Source organism: Microbacterium sp. H83, assembly GCF_001650405.1.
Taxonomy (GTDB): Bacteria; Actinomycetota; Actinomycetes; order Actinomycetales; family Microbacteriaceae; genus Microbacterium.
This window is the reverse complement of record NZ_LWCU01000053.1, coordinates 71459-88311: the sequence shown is the minus strand read 5'-3', so window position 1 is coordinate 88311 and position 16853 is coordinate 71459. Positions and strand designations below refer to the sequence as shown.

At 67.4% G+C, this 16853-nt stretch carries 15 protein-coding genes, 2 tRNA genes and 1 pseudogene; 5 read left to right on the top strand and 13 right to left on the bottom strand.

The window, feature by feature from the left end; translation table 11 throughout:
* Window positions 1-184 precede the first annotated feature (184 nt).
* Both A4X16_RS17925 and A4X16_RS15235 read left to right on the top strand, forming a co-directional pair.
* The gene (locus A4X16_RS17925; RefSeq protein ID WP_067122104.1) at window positions 185-1195 is read left to right on the top strand and encodes a LacI family DNA-binding transcriptional regulator; all 1011 of its coding nucleotides are present in this window, start codon (window positions 185-187) and stop codon (window positions 1193-1195) included.
* A 63-nt stretch (window positions 1196-1258) separates the two neighbouring features.
* On the top strand, window positions 1259-1834 hold the full coding sequence (locus A4X16_RS15235; RefSeq protein WP_067122101.1) for a DUF3253 domain-containing protein: 576 nt from the start codon (window positions 1259-1261) through the stop codon (window positions 1832-1834).
* Here the strand turns inward: A4X16_RS15235 and A4X16_RS15230 are convergent.
* The 13 genes and pseudogenes from A4X16_RS15230 to dnaA all read right to left on the bottom strand — a co-directional run.
* On the bottom strand, window positions 1801-2082 hold the full coding sequence (locus tag A4X16_RS15230; protein ID WP_231880395.1) for a hypothetical protein: 282 nt from the start codon (window positions 2080-2082) through the stop codon (window positions 1801-1803). The genes A4X16_RS15235 and A4X16_RS15230 overlap by 34 nt on opposite strands.
* 218 nt (window positions 2083-2300) lie before the next feature.
* A tRNA-Ala gene (locus A4X16_RS15225) sits at window positions 2301-2373 on the bottom strand.
* A 26-nt stretch (window positions 2374-2399) separates the two neighbouring features.
* Window positions 2400-2473, bottom strand: a tRNA-Ile gene (locus tag A4X16_RS15220).
* 85 nt (window positions 2474-2558) lie between these two features.
* Window positions 2559-3503 carry a DUF4097 domain-containing protein gene (locus A4X16_RS15215; protein ID WP_231880394.1) on the bottom strand — a complete coding sequence of 315 codons (945 nt, stop codon included), beginning with the start codon at window positions 3501-3503 and terminating at the stop codon, window positions 2559-2561.
* The gene (locus A4X16_RS15210) at window positions 3500-4189 is read right to left on the bottom strand and encodes a LuxR C-terminal-related transcriptional regulator (RefSeq protein WP_067122098.1); all 690 of its coding nucleotides are present in this window, start codon (window positions 4187-4189) and stop codon (window positions 3500-3502) included. Before A4X16_RS15210 ends, A4X16_RS15215 begins: the two co-directional genes overlap by 4 nt.
* Window positions 4177-5448 (bottom strand): sensor histidine kinase, encoded by a 1272-nt coding sequence (locus A4X16_RS15205; RefSeq protein ID WP_067122095.1) that lies wholly within the window; start codon window positions 5446-5448, stop codon window positions 4177-4179. Before A4X16_RS15205 ends, A4X16_RS15210 begins: the two co-directional genes overlap by 13 nt.
* Before the next feature lie 140 nt (window positions 5449-5588).
* Window positions 5589-5993, bottom strand: coding sequence for a DUF3566 domain-containing protein (locus A4X16_RS15200; protein WP_067122092.1), 405 nt, complete (start codon window positions 5991-5993; stop codon window positions 5589-5591).
* Complete coding sequence (gene gyrA, locus A4X16_RS15195) at window positions 5990-8551, bottom strand: DNA gyrase subunit A (RefSeq protein WP_067122090.1); 2562 nt, start codon at window positions 8549-8551, stop codon at window positions 5990-5992. Before gyrA ends, A4X16_RS15200 begins: the two co-directional genes overlap by 4 nt.
* 156 nt (window positions 8552-8707) lie before the next feature.
* Window positions 8708-10786 carry a DNA topoisomerase (ATP-hydrolyzing) subunit B gene (gene gyrB / locus A4X16_RS15190; protein ID WP_082914494.1) on the bottom strand — a complete coding sequence of 693 codons (2079 nt, stop codon included), beginning with the start codon at window positions 10784-10786 and terminating at the stop codon, window positions 8708-8710.
* 118 nt (window positions 10787-10904) lie between these two features.
* Complete coding sequence (locus A4X16_RS15185) at window positions 10905-11408, bottom strand: DUF721 domain-containing protein (protein ID WP_082914493.1); 504 nt, start codon at window positions 11406-11408, stop codon at window positions 10905-10907.
* Window positions 11401-12594 (bottom strand): DNA replication/repair protein RecF, encoded by a 1194-nt coding sequence (gene recF, locus A4X16_RS15180; RefSeq protein ID WP_067122087.1) that lies wholly within the window; start codon window positions 12592-12594, stop codon window positions 11401-11403. Before recF ends, A4X16_RS15185 begins: the two co-directional genes overlap by 8 nt.
* Before the next feature lie 75 nt (window positions 12595-12669).
* On the bottom strand, window positions 12670-13812 hold the full coding sequence (dnaN, locus tag A4X16_RS15175; protein ID WP_067122085.1) for a DNA polymerase III subunit beta: 1143 nt from the start codon (window positions 13810-13812) through the stop codon (window positions 12670-12672).
* Between the two features lie 496 nt (window positions 13813-14308).
* A pseudogene (gene dnaA / locus A4X16_RS15170) lies at window positions 14309-15583 on the bottom strand (chromosomal replication initiator protein DnaA); the annotation flags it as partial.
* 434 nt (window positions 15584-16017) lie between these two features.
* On the opposite strand from dnaA, the gene rpmH reads away from it, so the two are divergent.
* Genes rpmH through yidD form a run of 3 tightly spaced genes read left to right on the top strand, consistent with a single transcriptional unit; the run spans window position 16018 to window position 16853 of the window.
* Complete coding sequence (rpmH, locus tag A4X16_RS15165) at window positions 16018-16155, top strand: 50S ribosomal protein L34 (RefSeq protein WP_022889115.1); 138 nt, start codon at window positions 16018-16020, stop codon at window positions 16153-16155.
* 6 nt (window positions 16156-16161) lie between these two features.
* Complete coding sequence (rnpA, locus tag A4X16_RS15160; RefSeq protein WP_082914492.1) at window positions 16162-16506, top strand: ribonuclease P protein component; 345 nt, start codon at window positions 16162-16164, stop codon at window positions 16504-16506.
* The gene (yidD, locus tag A4X16_RS15155; protein ID WP_067122078.1) at window positions 16503-16853 is read left to right on the top strand and encodes a membrane protein insertion efficiency factor YidD; all 351 of its coding nucleotides are present in this window, start codon (window positions 16503-16505) and stop codon (window positions 16851-16853) included. Before rnpA ends, yidD begins: the two co-directional genes overlap by 4 nt.

Sequence of the window (16853 nt, the reverse complement as noted above, 5' to 3'; positions counted from 1 at the left end):
CGATGTGTCGTCTCGTCGCGGTGCATGGCGGGACCGCGTGACCTTTATGACATCGCTGTCATACGGTGAGGACGCTATCACAGCGCTTCGGCGCGCGGAAGGACGAATCGGCCAGAACGTCCGGAGGTCGCCGAGTTCACCGGCCATAATGAGCTATCCGCCCGCCGGGCGGCGAAGAGGATCCATGAATCGACCCGCCGACGCAGGACCTGCGCCGAGGCCCACCCTCGCGCAGGTGGCCGCGCGCGCCGGCGTGAGCCTGAAGACCGCGTCGCGGGCGCTCGGCGGCGAGTCGTACGTCAGCGAGAAGACTCTGGCGAGCGTCCTCGCCGCGGCAGCCGAGCTCGACTACCAGCGGAACGCCGCCGCGAGCCTGCTCGCGAGCGGTCGACTGGCCGACTCGATCGGCCTCATCACGGGTGACTTCACCAACCCCTTTTACTCCGCCCTGGCGCACGCGATCGAGGACGAGATCCGGACGCGGGGGATGCACCTGTCCGTCGCCAACTCGCGCGAATCCGCGGAGCAGGAGCAGCTCGTCGCGCACGATCTGGCCGACCGGCAGACCAAGGCCGTCGTCACGGTGTCGGCCATGACGGACCACGCGGAGTACGCGCAGCTGCAGGCGCGCGGCATCCCCGTCGTGTTCGTCGATCGTCCGGCCGAGAATCTCGCCGCCGACTCCGTCGTCTTCGACAACCGCGAAGGGGGTCGGCTCGCCGCGCAGCACCTGATCGAGGGCGGACACCACCGCATCGCCTTCATCGGCGACTACGCCTGGCTCCCGACGTACCGCCAGCGTCTCGCCGGGATGGGCGATGTCCTCGACGCGGCGGGGGAGCGCTGGCGCGACCTGCTGCGCACGGACGCGCACGACGTCGCCTCCTCACGAGAGCGCACGCGCGAGCTGCTGGCCCTCGACGACGCGCCCACGGCGATCGTCGCGGGGAACAACCGCATCCTGCTCGGCGTCATGGAGGAGATCTCGGCGGGCACGGATGATCGTCCTGCGGTCATCGGCTTCGACGACCCCGAATGGGCGCGAGTGCTCGGCGTCAGCGTGGTGGCGGGTGATGTCGAGGCCCTCGGACGCGACGCGGCGCGCCTCGCACTCGCACGCCTCGGTGATCGCACGAGGGCTTTCGAGAGCGTGGTGCTGCCGATGCATCTCCTCGCCCGCCGATCGACGGCCTGACGCGACCCCCGTGCCGCCGTCAAGGCCCTGCCTCGACGGATCGTCGGCCACGAACCTGGAGGCATGACAGCGGAGGACCGTGAGAAGGCGGCGGATGCGGGGCCCGAACGCACGCCCGACGGACATCACGTGATCATCGACGGACGTCGCTGGCGAGCCACCGATCCGTCGATCCCCGACGGCTTCCGTCAGGAGCTCGTGGAGGAGCTGATGGCGGCGCGGCGCGCGGTGAAGGCACGCGAGGACGATGCACGTCGGCGCGTGCAGGATGCGAAGACCGCTCTCGGCGAGCGAGGAGCACCCTGGTGGGACGACCGCTCCGGGGAGCGGTTCGACGAGCGGATCGCCGCCGCCGTCCGCTCATTGACCCGCAAGCGCTCCGCATCCTCCATCTGTCCGAGCGACGTCGCGCGGACCGTCGGAGGAGAGTCCTGGCGCTCGCTGATGCCGGATGTGCGACGAGTGACGGCCGAGCTCGCGGATCGCGGCGAGGTCGTGGTCACGCAGAAGGGTGAGCCGGTCCGCATCCGCGAGGCGCGGGGCCCGGTGCGGATCGTGCGCGGCCCCGAGCTGTGTCGCTCAGGGCCGATGGATCCGGACCCGGATCAGAGGACGTCGAAGTACCCGCCGAACGGGTAGTCGAGGTCGCCGGTGTCTCGCGGGTCGAACGCGACCGTCGCGACGGTGATGGTGACGTGGCTGTGCGGCGTGATCAGAACGCTCACCTCGCGGTTTCCGACGACGACGAAGTCCACGAAAGCACCTGAGGTGCGGACGGTGGCCTCGACCTGTCGACGGAGCTCGGTGACGTCCTGATCCTGAGCGAGGAGGTAGCTCGTCCCGTCGATCGTCACCTCGGTCTGAATCATCGTCTGCACCTCGCTCATGCACGCGACCCTACGCGGCTCCGGCGGGTGGGAGAAGGGGGGTTGATATCGGGTCTCGAGAATGGCAGGACCACGGTTCACTCCTGAGAACGGGGGTTTCCGGTCGTCTTGATAGGACATCCGAGTTGTTAACAGATCCATCCACACCTGTGGAGGAATACCGGGAACGAGAAGGCCCCGCACATGGCGGGGCCTTCCCGAACTGTCTCAACACAGTGTGGAGCCTAGGAGATTCGAACTCCTGACATCCTGCTTGCAAAGCAGGCGCTCTACCAACTGAGCTAAGGCCCCGTGAGGGTGGATCTTGAATTGAGGAGTGGGGCTACCAGGACTTGAACCTGGGACCTCTTCATTATCAGTGAAGCGCTCTAACCGCCTGAGCTATAGCCCCGTCAACCTCCGAAACTTTACCGGAGATTCGCCGAAATACCCAATCGAGGGCGGGAGCCGTGAGGAGATTCCGCCCTCGATTGCTGTCATCCGCCGGGGCGGATGGTCACACTACCCGCGGACAGCGTGACGTCGATCGTGCGCCGAGCGCCCGAGGACTGGTCGACCTGAGCGTCGAGAGTGCCCGCGCTGACGTCCTGCGAGATCGCATACGAGCTGCTCGGGAGAGTGAGGTCCACCGAGCCGGCGCTGACGTCGATCGTGGTCCGGGTCGGCGCGGAACCGGTCAGCTCGACGTTCAGATCGCCGGCCGACACCTGCAGACCGGCCTCGTCGACACCGTCGACCAGCACGTCCGCGCGTCCCGCGCTCATGTCGATGTCGAGAGCGCTCGCGGCCCCCTCGAGGTCGAGAGCTCCCGCGTTCACGGAGATGTCGAGCGCACCGAAGTCGCCGACGACATCGAGGCTCCCCGCGTCGAGCGTGAGATCCGCGTCGATCGACGCCTCGCGCAGGTTCTCGGGAAGCGTCAGCACGGCGGACTCGTCGTCGCCGAACCATCCGTCGAACCACCACCCCCAACGGAACTCGGGGCTCCGCACGACCAGCTCGTCTCCCTCGCGCTCGAACGTCCACCCCGGTCCCCGACCGTTGGTGACCGAGAGCTCCGCCTCGTCGACGTCGCCGAACTCGATGCGCATGTTGCCGGCATCCACGTCGAGATCGAGGCTCTCCACGCCCGCTGCGTCCTGCGTCTGCACCGTGTCGCTCCGGTCCGAGGACGTCAGCAGCGTTCCTGTCGCCGCGAACGCCGCGGTCCCGCCGGTTCCGAGCAGAGCCAGGCCGCCGACGACGGCGGTGGTGACCATGACCGCGGTCCTGCCCGACGACCGCGCACCGGAGTCGACCGGCGGGCGGTCCGACGCGGGAAGCGGCTGCTGGGAAGGCGCCGGCGGCGCGGTCGGAGCCGACGCCGGGGGCGGTGTGAGCGGCGTGCCGCCGTTCTGCTGGTCGTTGTCGTTCGTGGTCATCGTCCCGTTCCTGTCTGGCCGGTCGGAGGGATGGATCCTCCGGTGTTCTCGATGTGGGCGAGGGCCGCGAGCACGCGTCGGTTGCCCGACTCGTCCTGCTCGAAGCCCAGCTTCTGGAAGATCGCGGTGATGTGCTTCTCGACACTCGCCTCCGAGAGGAAGAGGAGGCCGGCGATGGCCTGATTCGACTTCCCTTCGGCGATCAGCGCGAGAACGGTCCGCTCGCGTTCGGTCAGCCGCAGCATCCGGTCGTCGCGGTTGCGCCGTGTGAGCAGCTGCGCGACCACCTCCGGGTCGAGGACCGTGGCTCCCTCCGAGATCCGCTGGACGGAGCCGAGGAACTCGGCGACATCGGCCACTCTGTCCTTCAGCAGATATCCGAGGGGGCCGCCCTGCGCGGCGATGAGATCCGACGCATAGCGCTCCTCGACGTACTGCGAGAGCACGAGCAGCGGGAGGGCCGGGTTCGTGACCCGCAGACCCAGCGCCGCGCGGATCCCCTCGTCCGTGAACGTCGGCGGAAGTCGGACGTCCAGGATGCAGAGCTCGGGATCGGCTCCGGCGACGGCCTCGGCGAGTCCGGAAGTGTCGGGAAGGGCAGCGACGACGGTGTGACCGGCGTCTTCGAGCAGTCGGACGAGGCCTTCACGGAGCAGGACCGAGTCCTCGCAGATCAGGATGCGCATGGCACGTTCACCTCCAGGCTGGTCGGTCCGCCGAGAGGACTCTCCAGACGGAAGGTGCCGCCGGCGGCGAGGATGCGATTCGCGATGCCGTCGAGTCCGCCGCCGGGCTGCACCTGCGCACCGCCCATGCCGTTGTCCTCGACGCGTGCCCAGAGCACCCCGCCCTCGCGAAGACGCACGGTCACCCTCGCCTCGCTGGCGCGGGAGTGCTTGGCCGCGTTGGTCAGCGACTCCGCGATCGAGAAGTAGACCGCGGCCTCCGCCTCCCGGCTGCACCGTCCGTCCATCCGCACGTCGAGCACGACGGGGATGTGCGAGCGGCTGGCCAGAGCGGACAGCGCCGCGTCGAGTCCGCGATCGTCGAGCACGGAGGCGTGGATGCCGCGCGCCAGCTGACGCAGCTCGGTGATGGCCGCCTTGGTCGAGGTGTGCGCCTCGGCGATGAGCTCCTTGGCCGCCGCCGGATCGTTCTCGATCTTCTGCTGCGCGAGTCCCAGAGTCATCCCGACCGACACCAGCCGCGGCTGGACGCCGTCGTGCAGGTCGCGCTCGATGCGGGTGCGCTCGACGTCGGCGGCGCGGACGGCGCCCTCGCGCTGAGCGGTGCTGGTGCGCACCCGCTCGGTGAGCTCCGCCTCGCGGCTGCGCACGACGATCGCGAGCGACAGCGTCCGGTGCAGCAGGGCGAGTCCGATGATGCCCGCGACGGATGCCGCGAGACCGAGGATGCCGACGAGCGGCGCCCATTCCACCGGGATGCCGGTGCCGCCGAACGGTCCGATCACCGCGCCGGCCTCGGTCAGCGGAGCGAAGGAGATGGCGATCGACCAGATCACGGCCCACACGAGTCGCAGCACGATCCAGCCGAGCACCGAGGCGATGGCGAAGTTCGCGATCGCTCTCCACATGCGTCCGTCGATGGACTGTCGTCCCAGCGACCGCAGCCATCCCGAGAACCCGGGACGGGTGCGCGGCCGCCAGCGCAGGGGAGAGATCGGCGTGCGGTACAGGGCGCTCACTCTGGCGACCTCGAACCATCCGACGCCGAACAGCGCGTACACGAGGCCGACGAGGAGCACGGCGCCGATCCCGGCAGCGAAGAGAAGCCCGAGGCCGGTGCCGAGCAGGCCGGAGAGGGTGGTGAAGATGATGCCGCCGAGCACGCCCACGCCGGCGAGATGCAGGATCGTGAGGAGGATGCGCAGCGGGGGCTTCCGGCCCGTGGTCGCCGGCGGCGCCGTCGCAGTCTGAGTGGTCATGAGACCACGGTACGGCGGCGCCTGGCGCGTCGACACCGAGGCATCCCGACACCCGCGTTCGGGATTTCCCTACCCGCGCGGAGGGAAAGCAGAAGAGGGGCGGATGCCGCAGCATCCGCCCCTCTTGCCGTGAGGATCCGTCAGTTCGACATGAAGCCCACGAGGAGTCCGCCCGTCACCTTGACGGCGACGTTGTAGATGCCGGCGATGACGGCGCCGAGCACCGTGAAGACGATCAGATTGAGGATCGAGACGACCGCGGCGAAGGCCATCACCTGCGGGAGGCCTGCGACCTCGGAGATCCGGACGGAGTCGTCGGTCACGACGCCGATGAACTCGTCGGCCTGGGCCAGGATCCCGGTGGCCTGGAGCACCAGGTAGATCAGGAAGAACGACACCATGGTGACGATCGCGAGGGCGACCGCGCCGAGGAACGACAGCTTCACAGCCGACCAGAAGTCGACGTAGACGAGGCGCAGGCGCACCTGCTTGCCACTGGTCTTGCGCGTGGACTTCTTCGCCAGCTTGTCGGCTACCGTGCTCATGCGTCTGCTTCCTCAGGGTTCTCGGTCGTCTCGGGGGAGGCGACGGGGGAGTCCGCCTCCGCCTCGGCCGAGTCGTCTTCCTCGGCGAGGCCCCGCTCACCGTTGCGGGCGATGGCGAGGATCCGGTCGGCTTCTGTCGTCCGTGCGAACACCACTCCCATGGTGTCTCGGCCCTTGGCGGGCACCTCGGCCACGGCAGAGCGTACCACCTTGCCGCTGGACAGAACCACCAAGACCTCGTCGTCCTCGGAGACCATCAGACCGCCCGCGAGAGTGCCCCGATCGTCGTTCAGCTTGGCGACCTTGATGCCGAAACCACCGCGTCCCTGGACCCGATACTCGTCGATCGCGGTGCGCTTGGCGTAGCCGCCGTCGGTCACCACGAAGACGTACTGTCCAGGCGCCGCGACCGACGCCGACAGCAGGCTGTCGCCCTCGCGGAACTTCATGCCCTTGACGCCGGCGGTCGCACGGCCCATCGGTCGCAGTGCCTCGTCGGTGGCGCTGAAGCGCACGGACATGCCCTTGCGGCTGATCAGGAGGATGTCGTCCTCCGCGTTGACCATGAGCGCCGAGACCAGCTCGTCCTCGTCGTTCAGACGGATCGCGATGACGCCGCCCTGACGGTTGGTGTCGTAGCTGGAGAGGCTCGTCTTCTTGACCAGGCCGTCGCGCGTCGCGAGCACCAGGTAGTCGGCGACCTCGTAATCGCGGATGTCGAGGATCTGGGCGATCTTCTCGTCGGGCTGCAGCGCCAGGAGGTTCGCGACATGGGTGCCCTTGGCGTCGCGGCCGGCCTCGGGGACCTCGTACGTCTTCGAGCGGTAGACGCGACCCTTGTCCGTGAAGAAGAGCAGCCAGTGATGCGTCGTCGTCACGAAGAAGTGCTCGACGATGTCGTCGGCCCGCAGCTGCGCGCCCTTGATGCCCTTGCCGCCGCGGTGCTGCGACCGGTAGTTGTCGCTGCGGGTGCGCTTGATGTAGCCCTCGCGCGTGACGGTGACGACCATCTCCTCCTCGGCGATGAGGTCCTCCATGGACACGTCGCCGTCGAAGCCGTGCAGGATGTGCGTGCGACGCTCGTCGCCGAAGCGGTCGACGATGCCCGTGAGCTCCTCGCGGATGATGTCGCGCTGCAGGGCCTCGTCGGCGAGGATCGCGTTGTACTCGGCGATGAGCGCTTCGAGCTCGGACGCCTCGTCGAGGATCTTCTGCCGCTCGAGCGCCGCGAGACGTCGCAGCTGCATGTCGAGGATCGCCTGCGCCTGGTCGTCGTCGATGTCGAGGAGCTTCTTGAGTCCCTCGCGCGCGTCCTCCACCGTGGCGGACCGGCGGATGAGCGCGATGACCTCGTCGAGCGCATCCAGGGCCTTGAGGTATCCGCGCAGGATGTGCATCCGGCGCTCGGCCTTCGCGAGGCGGAACCGCGTGCGACGGACGATGACCTCGAGCTGATGCGAGATCCAGTTTGTCACGAAGCCGTCGATCGCGAGGGTGCGCGGCACGCCGTCGACGATCGCGAGCATGTTCGCGCCGAAGTTCTCCTGCAGCTGGGTGTGCTTGTAGAGGTTGTTCAGCACGACCTTGGCGACCGCGTCGCGCTTGAGGACCACGACGAGCCGCTGACCCGTGCGGTCGGAGGACTCGTCGCGGATGTCCGCGATGCCGGTGATCTTGCCGTCGCGGGCGAGGTCGCCGATCTTGACCGCGACGTTGTCGGGGTTCACCTGGTACGGCAGCTCGGTGATGACGAGGCAGGTGCGGCCCTGGATCTCCTCGACGTTGACCACGGCGCGCATCGTGATGGAGCCGCGGCCCGTGCGGTACGCCTCGTGGACGCCCTTCGTGCCGAGGATCTGCGCCCCGGTCGGGAAGTCGGGGCCGGGGATGCGCTGGATCAGCCCTTCGAGGAGCTCCTCCCGCGAGATCCCGGGGTTGTCGAGCACCCACAGCGCGGCGGCCGACACCTCACGCAGGTTGTGCGGCGGGATGTTGGTCGCCATTCCGACCGCGATGCCCACCGATCCGTTGACGAGCAGGTTCGGGAACCGTGCCGGCAGGACCGTCGGCTCCTGGGTCTGGCCGTCGTAGTTGTCCTGGAAGTCGACCGTGTCCTCTTCGATGTCGCGCACCATCTCGAGTGCGAGCGGAGCCATCTTGGTCTCCGTGTATCGAGGAGCCGCCGCGCCCATGTTGCCGGGGGAGCCGAAGTTCCCCTGACCGAGGGCCAGCGGGTAGCGGAGTGACCACGGCTGCACTAGGCGGACGAGGGCGTCGTAGATCGCCGAGTCTCCGTGCGGGTGGTACTGACCCATGACCTCGCCGACGACACGCGCGCACTTCGAGAAGGACTTGTCGGGGCGGAAGCCGCCGTCGTACATGCCGTAGATCACGCGGCGGTGCACCGGCTTCAGGCCGTCGCGGACATCGGGCAGAGCGCGGCCCACGATGACGGCCATGGCGTAGTCGAGATAGCTGCGCTGCATCTCCGACTGCAGGTCGACCTGATCGATCTTGCCGTGGTCGTGCTCCGGCTCGGGGCGGATGTCGTCTGTCATGTGTGTGTCTTCTCTGTCTTGGCTACCCGGCTACGGAATCTCGTCTTCGTTCGCAGAGCGGGGACCCTCCCGCTTCGCGGGCCCCTCCCGATGCTCACTCCGACGAGATTCCTCCGCCTCTGCAGTCCGCAGTTCAGTGTGTGTATGTGAGTGGGGTCAGATGTCGAGGAAGCGGACGTCCTTGGCGTTGCGCTGGATGAAGCTGCGACGCGACTCGACGTCCTCACCCATCAGGACGCTGAAGATCTCGTCCGCGGCGGCCGCGTCCTCGATGGTCACCTGGCGGAGCGTCCGCGTGGTGTGGTCCATCGTGGTCTCCCACAGCTCCTTGGCGTTCATCTCACCGAGACCCTTGTACCGCTGGATGCCGGCTTCCTTCGGGATCCGCTTGCCGTTGTCGAGTCCGTGCTTGAGCAGAGCGTCGCGCTCCGCATCGCTGAAGACGTACTCGTGCGGCTGATTCGTCCACTTCAGTCGGTAGAGCGGAGGCATCGCGAGGTAGACGAAGCCGGCTTCGATGAGGCCCCGCATGTAGCGGAACAGCATCGTGAGCAGCAGCGTGGTGATGTGCTGCCCGTCGACGTCGGCATCCGCCATCAGCACGATCTTGTGGTACCGCGCCTTCTCGATGTCGAACTCCTCGCCGATGCCTGTGCCGAAGGCCTGGATCATCGCCTGGACTTCCTTGTTGCCGAGCGCCTTGTCGAGACGCGCGCGCTCGACGTTGAGGATCTTGCCGCGCAGGGCGAGGATCGCCTGCGTGTGCGGGTCGCGGCCCTGCACCGCGGATCCGCCGGCGGAGTCGCCCTCCACGAGGAAGATCTCGCTGATCGACGGGTCCTTGCTCGTGCAGTCCTTGAGCTTGTCCGGCATGGCGGCCGACTCGAAGACGCTCTTGCGGCGAGCGGTCTCGCGCGCCTTGCGGGCGGCCATACGGGCGGTCGCGGCATCGATCGCCTTGCGGATCACGTTCTTCGCCTGGTTCGGGTTGCGATCGAACCAGTCGCCGAGCTGGTCGCCCACGACCTTCTGCACGAACGCCTTCGCCTCGGTGTTGCCGAGCTTCGTCTTCGTCTGGCCTTCGAACTGCGGTTCGCCGAGCTTGATCGAGATCACGGCGGTGAGTCCCTCGCGGACATCGTCACCCGAGAGGTTGTCGTCCTTCTCCTTGAGGAGGCCGTTCGCACGGGCGTACTTGTTCACCAGAGTGGTGAGCGCCGCACGGAATCCCTCCTCGTGCGTGCCTCCCTCGTGCGTGTTGATGGTGTTCGCGTAGGTGAACACGTTCTCGGTGTACGACGTGGTCCACTGCATCGCGACCTCGAGGGAGATCTTGCGCTCGGTGTCCTCCGACTCGAATGCGATGATCTCCTCGTTGACCACCTCGGCGTGACGGACCTTGTTCAGGTACTCGACGTAGTCGACGAGTCCTCGCTCGTAGAAGAAGACGTCGCTCGGCTGCGTGACGACGGCCTGCCCCTCCTCCTCGACCTCGTAGGCCGAGTTCGGGCGCTCGTCGGACAGCTCGATGCGCAGGCCCTTGTTGAGGAAGGCCATCTGCTGGAAGCGGGTGCGGAGGGTGTCGTAGTCGAACTCGACGGTCTCCTGGAAGATCTCCGCGTCCGGCCAGAAGGTGATCGCGGTGCCGGTCGTCTCGGCGGCCTCGCCCTTCTCGAGCTTCTGCTGGGGGACGCCGCCGTTCGCGAAACTGTGCCGCCAGACGAAGCCCTTCTGCTTGACCTCGACCTCGAACCGGGTCGACAGCGCGTTCACGACGGACGAGCCGACGCCGTGCAGTCCGCCCGAGACGGCGTAGGCGCCGCCGCCGAACTTGCCTCCGGCGTGCAGGATCGTCAGCACGACCTCGACGGTCGACTTCGAGGGGTCGGACGAGTGCGGGTCGACCGGGATGCCGCGGCCGTTGTCGACGACGCGGACGCCGCCGTCCTCGAGCAGCGTGACGAGGATGGTGTCGGCGTAACCGGCCAGCGCCTCGTCGACGGAGTTGTCGACGATCTCGTAGACGAGGTGGTGGAGGCCGCGGGGTCCGGTGGAGCCGATGTACATGCCGGGACGCTTGCGCACCGCCTCGAGACCCTCGAGGATCTGGATGGAGTCGGCGCCGTACTCACCCGGCTGCTGCGCCCTGGGTGCAGTCGATGCGGCACCGGAACCCGAGTTCGAGGGGGTCCCGTCGGTCGATTCCGTCTCGTCTGCAGGGGATTCAGGCGTCATCTGAGGGCATTCTCCACATCGATATCACGAACTCCCAGTCTAGCGGTCTTTCGTGGCGATATGCGGCTCAGCGGCCACGTGTGGCCCTCTGAGCGTGTCGGACCCCTCGCATGGTGTCCTACCCGTAGGTATCGCGAGGACCCCGCCCTGGAACGACTCTGGGACCCCATTTCCATGAGGGTACGTCCGGTCCGATGAAGCGGAGGTTCTCGACGCCGGCATCCGGGTATCGACGACCGATCTCGGTGAGGATGGTGCCGCGCATGTACTGCAGGTTCTTCGCCCAGGCCGTGGAGTCGCATTTCACGGTGAGGAGGCCGCGTTCGAGCGAGACCGGCTCGGAGTGCTTGGCGGTGTCCGCACCGGCGAGATCGGCCCACTGGCGGACGAGGTCCTCGCGGGCCAGCGTCGTCTGCCATCCGGAGTCGCGACTGAGCTTGTCGAGCACGGCGCCGAGCGAGCCGGGGTCGCGCCCCGGCGTGAACGGCGCGTTCTCATCGTCGGCGACGACGCGACGCTTGCGCTTCCAGTTCTTGGCACTCGGCTGCAGGCCACGCAGACGCAGGTAGGTCGCGACGGTCTCGGGGGTCTCGGGTGCAGGGGCCGCCGCGATGTCAGTCACCCGCCACCTCCTGATCGTCGGCGGCGCCCCGCTCGTCGCTGATCGTCCCGGCCGCGATGCGCACGACGTGCGCGTGCAGGACCTCGGGGATATCCTCCTCCACCGCCGCGGTGACCACCACCTGCTCGTACCCCGCGGTGAGCGACGCCAGGCGCTGTCGGCGGTCGGCGTCGAGCTCGGCGAACACGTCGTCGAGGATCAGCACCGGATCGCCGGCGGGCGACTCGCTGCGCAGCAGCTCGGCCGATGCGAGGCGGAGCGCGAGCGCCACCGACCACGATTCGCCGTGCGAGGCGTAGCCCTTGACGGGAAGGCCCCTGACCTTGAGCACGAGGTCGTCGCGGTGGGGCCCGGTGAGGGTGAGACCCCGGTCGAGCTCCTGGGTACGCTTCGCGAGGAGAGAGGCTCGGAACAGCTCGGCGCACTTCGACGGGCTCAGCGATCCATCGGCTCCGAGCAGGTCGTCCTCGCCCTCCTCGGGATCTCCTCCGCGCACCGAGAGCGCCCAGTCGAGCTGGGGCTGGTGGTCGGCGCCCGCGATCGCCGCGTAGGCGTCGGCGACCGGCTGCTGCAGATCCGCCGCGAGTCGCTGACGGGCGGCGATGATCTCGGATCCGAGGGAGACGAGCTTGTCATCCCAGACGTCGAGCGTGCTGAGGGCCTCGCCGCGGATGCCGCGTGCGCGCGCCGACTTGAGAAGCGCCGTCCGCTGTTTGAGCACCCGGTCGTAGTCGGCGAGCACCGCCGACATCCGGGGTGTCCGCTGAATCAGCAGCTGGTCCGCGAAGCGACGACGTGACGACGGGTCGCCGCGGACGATCTGGAGGTCCTCGGGCGCGAAGAGCACGACGTGCGCATACCGGGGGAGCTCGCTGGTCTTCGCCGGCGAGCCGTTGATGCGCGCCTTGTTCGATCCCTGCCGGTTGAGCTGCACCTCGGCGAGCACCTTGCGCTCCCCGTGCGAGAGTCGTGCGCGGATGATCGCGTACTCCTGCCCGTCGCGCACCATCGGGGCGTCGGACGAGACGCGGTGCGAGCCGAGCGTCGCGAGGAAGACGACGGCTTCCGCCAGGTTGGTCTTTCCCTGCCCGTTCCGTCCGACGAGGACGTTGGGACCTCTGTGCAGAGCGAGTTCCGCGGTCGCGTAATTGCGGAAATCGACCAGACTCAGGTGCTCCACAATCACGGGATCAGCCTACCTTCGGCCTCTGACACTGCCCTGGGCCGCAGATCGGGGACGTCCGCCCCTCGGCGGAGCGGATCAGCGGAGGAGGAGGTTCGGCTGCAGCAGGTACTTGAACGAGTCCAGCCCCGCCTGATCGACCGAGGTCTGGCTGGTGATCAGCACCGGGCTGAGCTTGTTGGCGTTGTCGCTCGAGGTGAAGGTCACACGCACGAACTCGCTCTTGACCGCGCCGAGAGCCTCGATCAGGTACTGCGGGTTCAGCCCGAGCGTGACCTCGTCGCCGCCCGAGAGGATGGCGTCGACCGACTCGGACGCGCGGGCGTGCTCGCTGCCCGATGCGTCCATCGTCACGCCGTCGCTCGAGAAGGTGAAGCGCAGCGGCGCCGCACGGTCGAGGACGAGTGACACACGACGCACGGCCTCGATGAGGTCGGCGGTGTTGACGACGGCGTAGTGGTCGGTCTGCTCGGGGAAGAGCCGGCGGACCGGCGGGAAGTTGCCCTTGATGAGCAGGGAGGTGACGGTCTTGTTGCCTGCGGTGAAGGCGATGATCTCCCGATCGCCGGCTCCGGAGAACGCGATCTGGATGGTGCCGGCGTGGCCGAAGGTCTTGCCCACCTCGAGCAGCGTCCGCGCGGGGACGAGTGCGGTGGTCTCGACGGCCTCACCGTCCCACGGGACGTCTCGGAGCGAGACGCGATAGCGGTCGGTCGCGACGAGGCTGAGGCTCTGGCCCGAGACCTCGAGCTGCACGCCGGTGAGGACCGGGGTGACATCGTCGCGCGAGGCGGCGAACCCGACCTGCGAGATCGCGGTGCCGAAGTCGTCGGCGGGGACGACCCCCGATGACCCCGAGACCTCGGGGATCGAAGGATATTCCTCGACGGGCATGGCGGCGAGCGTGAATCGGGCCGACCCGCAGGTGACGGTGATGCCGCCGTCGTCTTCGACGGCGATCTCGATCGGGGCGTTCGGCAGGCGGCTGGCGATGTCGGACAGCAGTCGTCCGTGCACGAGGATCGTGCCGGGGGTGTCGACCGTGGCCTCGATCGTGGTGCGCGCGGATGCCTCGTAGTCGAAGGCGGAGAGGGTCAGACCGGAGCCGTCGGCTTCGATCAGGACGCCCGCGAGGATCGGCTGAGGGTTGCGCTGCGGCAGGAGCTTGACGACGAAGGACACAGCCTCGCTGAAGACATCGCGATTGACCTGAAACCTCACGGGTGCTCCCTTGTCGTCGTTCTGTGACGCGTGGTGATGGGTCCTGCCAGTGCAGGGCTTCCCATGCTAGCCCCAGACTCGGGCCGATCCATACGACGAAGCGAATCGATCGGCTCGACGGTCTGTCCCCAGCGTCTGGTGATCGGATCGCCCTTGAAATGACTTAACTCCTTAACGGTGTTAACACCTGTGGATACTGTGGATAAGTCGGTGGATATCAGGCGCGAGTAGGGAACTACACGTTTGTCACTTGTGGAATCCCTGAGGAATTCGCGGTTGTGGAGCTCCGGAGGCCGGTTCCGCGTCCCTGTAGTTATCCACAGGTTCGCGAGTTTCCCCCACATTCGTCCCGACCCCGCGGGGAATCATCCACAAGTTATCCACATGTGCAAACCGGCATCGATCCGCACTTTCCACGGCGCGTCGCACGGACGACGAAGGGGTCGCAGCATCCTTTCGGAGGCTGCGACCCCTTCGCGAGTGGTCGGTACCGCGTTCAGCGGCGACCGAGCTGCGTGGTGATCTCGGTCACCTGGTTGTAGATGGAGCGCCGCTCCTTCATCAGCTCGCTGATCTTCTTGTAGGCGTACATGACCGTGGTGTGGTCGCGATTGCCGAACAGCTGTCCGATCTTCGGCAGCGAGAGGCTGGTGCGCTCGCGGCACAGGTACATCGCGATCTGACGGGCGGTGGCGATCTGCTGCGAGCGGCTCGATCCGTAGAGGTCGTCGACCGTCAGCTTGAAGTACTGCGCGGTGGCGGTGATGATGTCGGTCGGCGAGATGATGTTGTCCTCGGCCGTGTCGATGATGTCGCGCAGCACCGTCTGGGCGAGAGAGATGTCGAGAGCCGACCTGTTGAGGCTGGCGAAGGCCGAGACGCGGATCAGCGCGCCCTCGAGCTCGCGGATGTTGGAGGACACCACCGTCGCGATGTATTCGAGCACCTCATCGGGGATGTGCAGCGCCTCGCTCTGCGCCTTCTTGCGGAGGATCGCGATGCGGGTCTCGAGGTCGGGCGCCTGCACGTCGGTGATGAGGCCCCACTCGAAGCGGCTCCGCATCCGGTCTTCGAAGCCGGTCAGATGCTTGGGGGCGACATCGCTCGTGATCACGACCTGCTTGTTGTGATCGTGCAGCGTGTTGAAGGTGTGGAAGAAGGCCTCCTGGGTCTCGGCCCGACCCTGGAGGAACTGGATGTCGTCGATGAGGAGGATGTCCACGTCGCGGTAGCGCGCCTGGAAGGCCGCACCGCGGTTGTTCGCGATCGAGTTGATGAAGTCGTTCGTGAACTCCTCGCTCGAGACGTATCGCACCTTCACCCCTGCATAGAGGGACTGCGCGTAGTCGCCGATCGCGTGGAGCAGGTGGGTCTTGCCGAGGCCGGAGTCGCCGTAGATGAAGAGCGGGTTGTACGCCTTCGCCGGTGCTTCGGCCACGGCGACGGCGGCGGCGTGCGCGAAGCGGTTGGACTGGCCGATGACGAAGTTGTCGAAGGTGTACTTCGGGTTGAGCCGTGACTCGTGTCGGAGCGAGGCGGGCTGCTCCATGGGGGAGTCGACGCGGATCTGCTCCTGCCGACCGTAGTCGGGGACGGCGATGGGTGCGGTGGCCTGCTCGGCGAGCTCGTGATTCACGACCACCCGATACGAGGTGACCTCGTCGCCGATGTGGGAGAGGGCCTCCATGATCGGCAGCCGCAGGCGCTTGTTGATCTGCGCGGCGGTCAGGTCGTTCGGCACCTCGAGGTAGAGGGTGGCGGCCATCACTCCGGCAGGCACCGCGAGGCTGAGGAAGCCCTGGAGCTGCGGCGTGACGCGGTCGTCCGCCTCGAGGAGGTCCTGCACCGTGGCCCAGATCGGAACGTCGGGCTGGGCTGGTGAGGACATGACGCTCCGGGCTGGGGGATCGAGGGCGGACGACGAGTGCCGTTCTCACCTGTGGATAACTTCGGATGCCACGGTAGTCATCGCGGCTGTGAACGGCAACCTGCCTAGGGAATCACGCGCGCGTGTTGCGCAAACGTGCAGAGCAGAGGTTGTGGATAATGGCTGTGCGGATCGTTCGGTCATCCCGGGCTCAGGCGCGCAGATTTGCTCTGCGCGCCGCCAGGACGTACCCTTAATCGGTTGACTTATGCCTGAACGGCAGATCCCTATGTCTCCGGTCAAACAGATCCCGGTGGCAGCATTCCCGGAGTGATTCCATGAGCAAGCGCACCTTCCAGCCCAACAACCGCCGTCGCGCCAAGAAGCACGGCTTCCGTCTTCGTATGCGTACCCGCGCCGGCCGCGCGATCCTCTCGGCTCGCCGCGCGAAGGGCCGCACCGAGCTCTCCGCGTAAACCGCTGTGCTCGCCCGCCCGTCCCGTCTGACTCGCGGGAGCGACTATCGACTGGTCGTTCGACGCGGTTCGCGCTGTGGCGGCGCGCGCGTCATCACCTCGATGATGTCGACGGGCGAGAGCAGAGCCGCGAGGTTCGGGTTCATCATCAGCAAGCAGGTGGGCACCGCCGTGGTGCGCAACACCGTCAGGCGACGACTCAAAGCCGTCTGTGCGGAGGCGCTCGCACGAGTTCCCGAGGGCACGGATGTCGTCATCCGTGCCCTTCCTGCATCCGCGACCGCCAGCTACGCGGAGCTCGCCGCCGACGTGAACCGCTGCCTCGGACGTCTGTCGCAGGTGCCGGCGTGACTGCGCTGCCGGCGTCGTCCATCGGGACGGGCCATCTCCAGACAGCGGACCTGCTTCGCAGCATCCCGCTGATCCCGCGCAATCTGGTGCTCGGCTTCCTGGCCGGCTATCGCACGGTGATCTCCCCCCTCTATGGAGACGTCTGCGCCTACTACCCGTCATGCTCGGCTTACGCTGTAGGAGCGGTGCAACAGCACGGAGCAGTCCGGGGGGCGATCCTCTCGGCCTGGCGCATTCTCCGGTGCAATCCCTGGAGCCACGGCGGCGTCGACGACGTCCGTCCGCACGAACACTTCCGTTATGACCTGACCGCCCGCGGTTTCGTCGTCCCTGCCCGAAAGGACTGA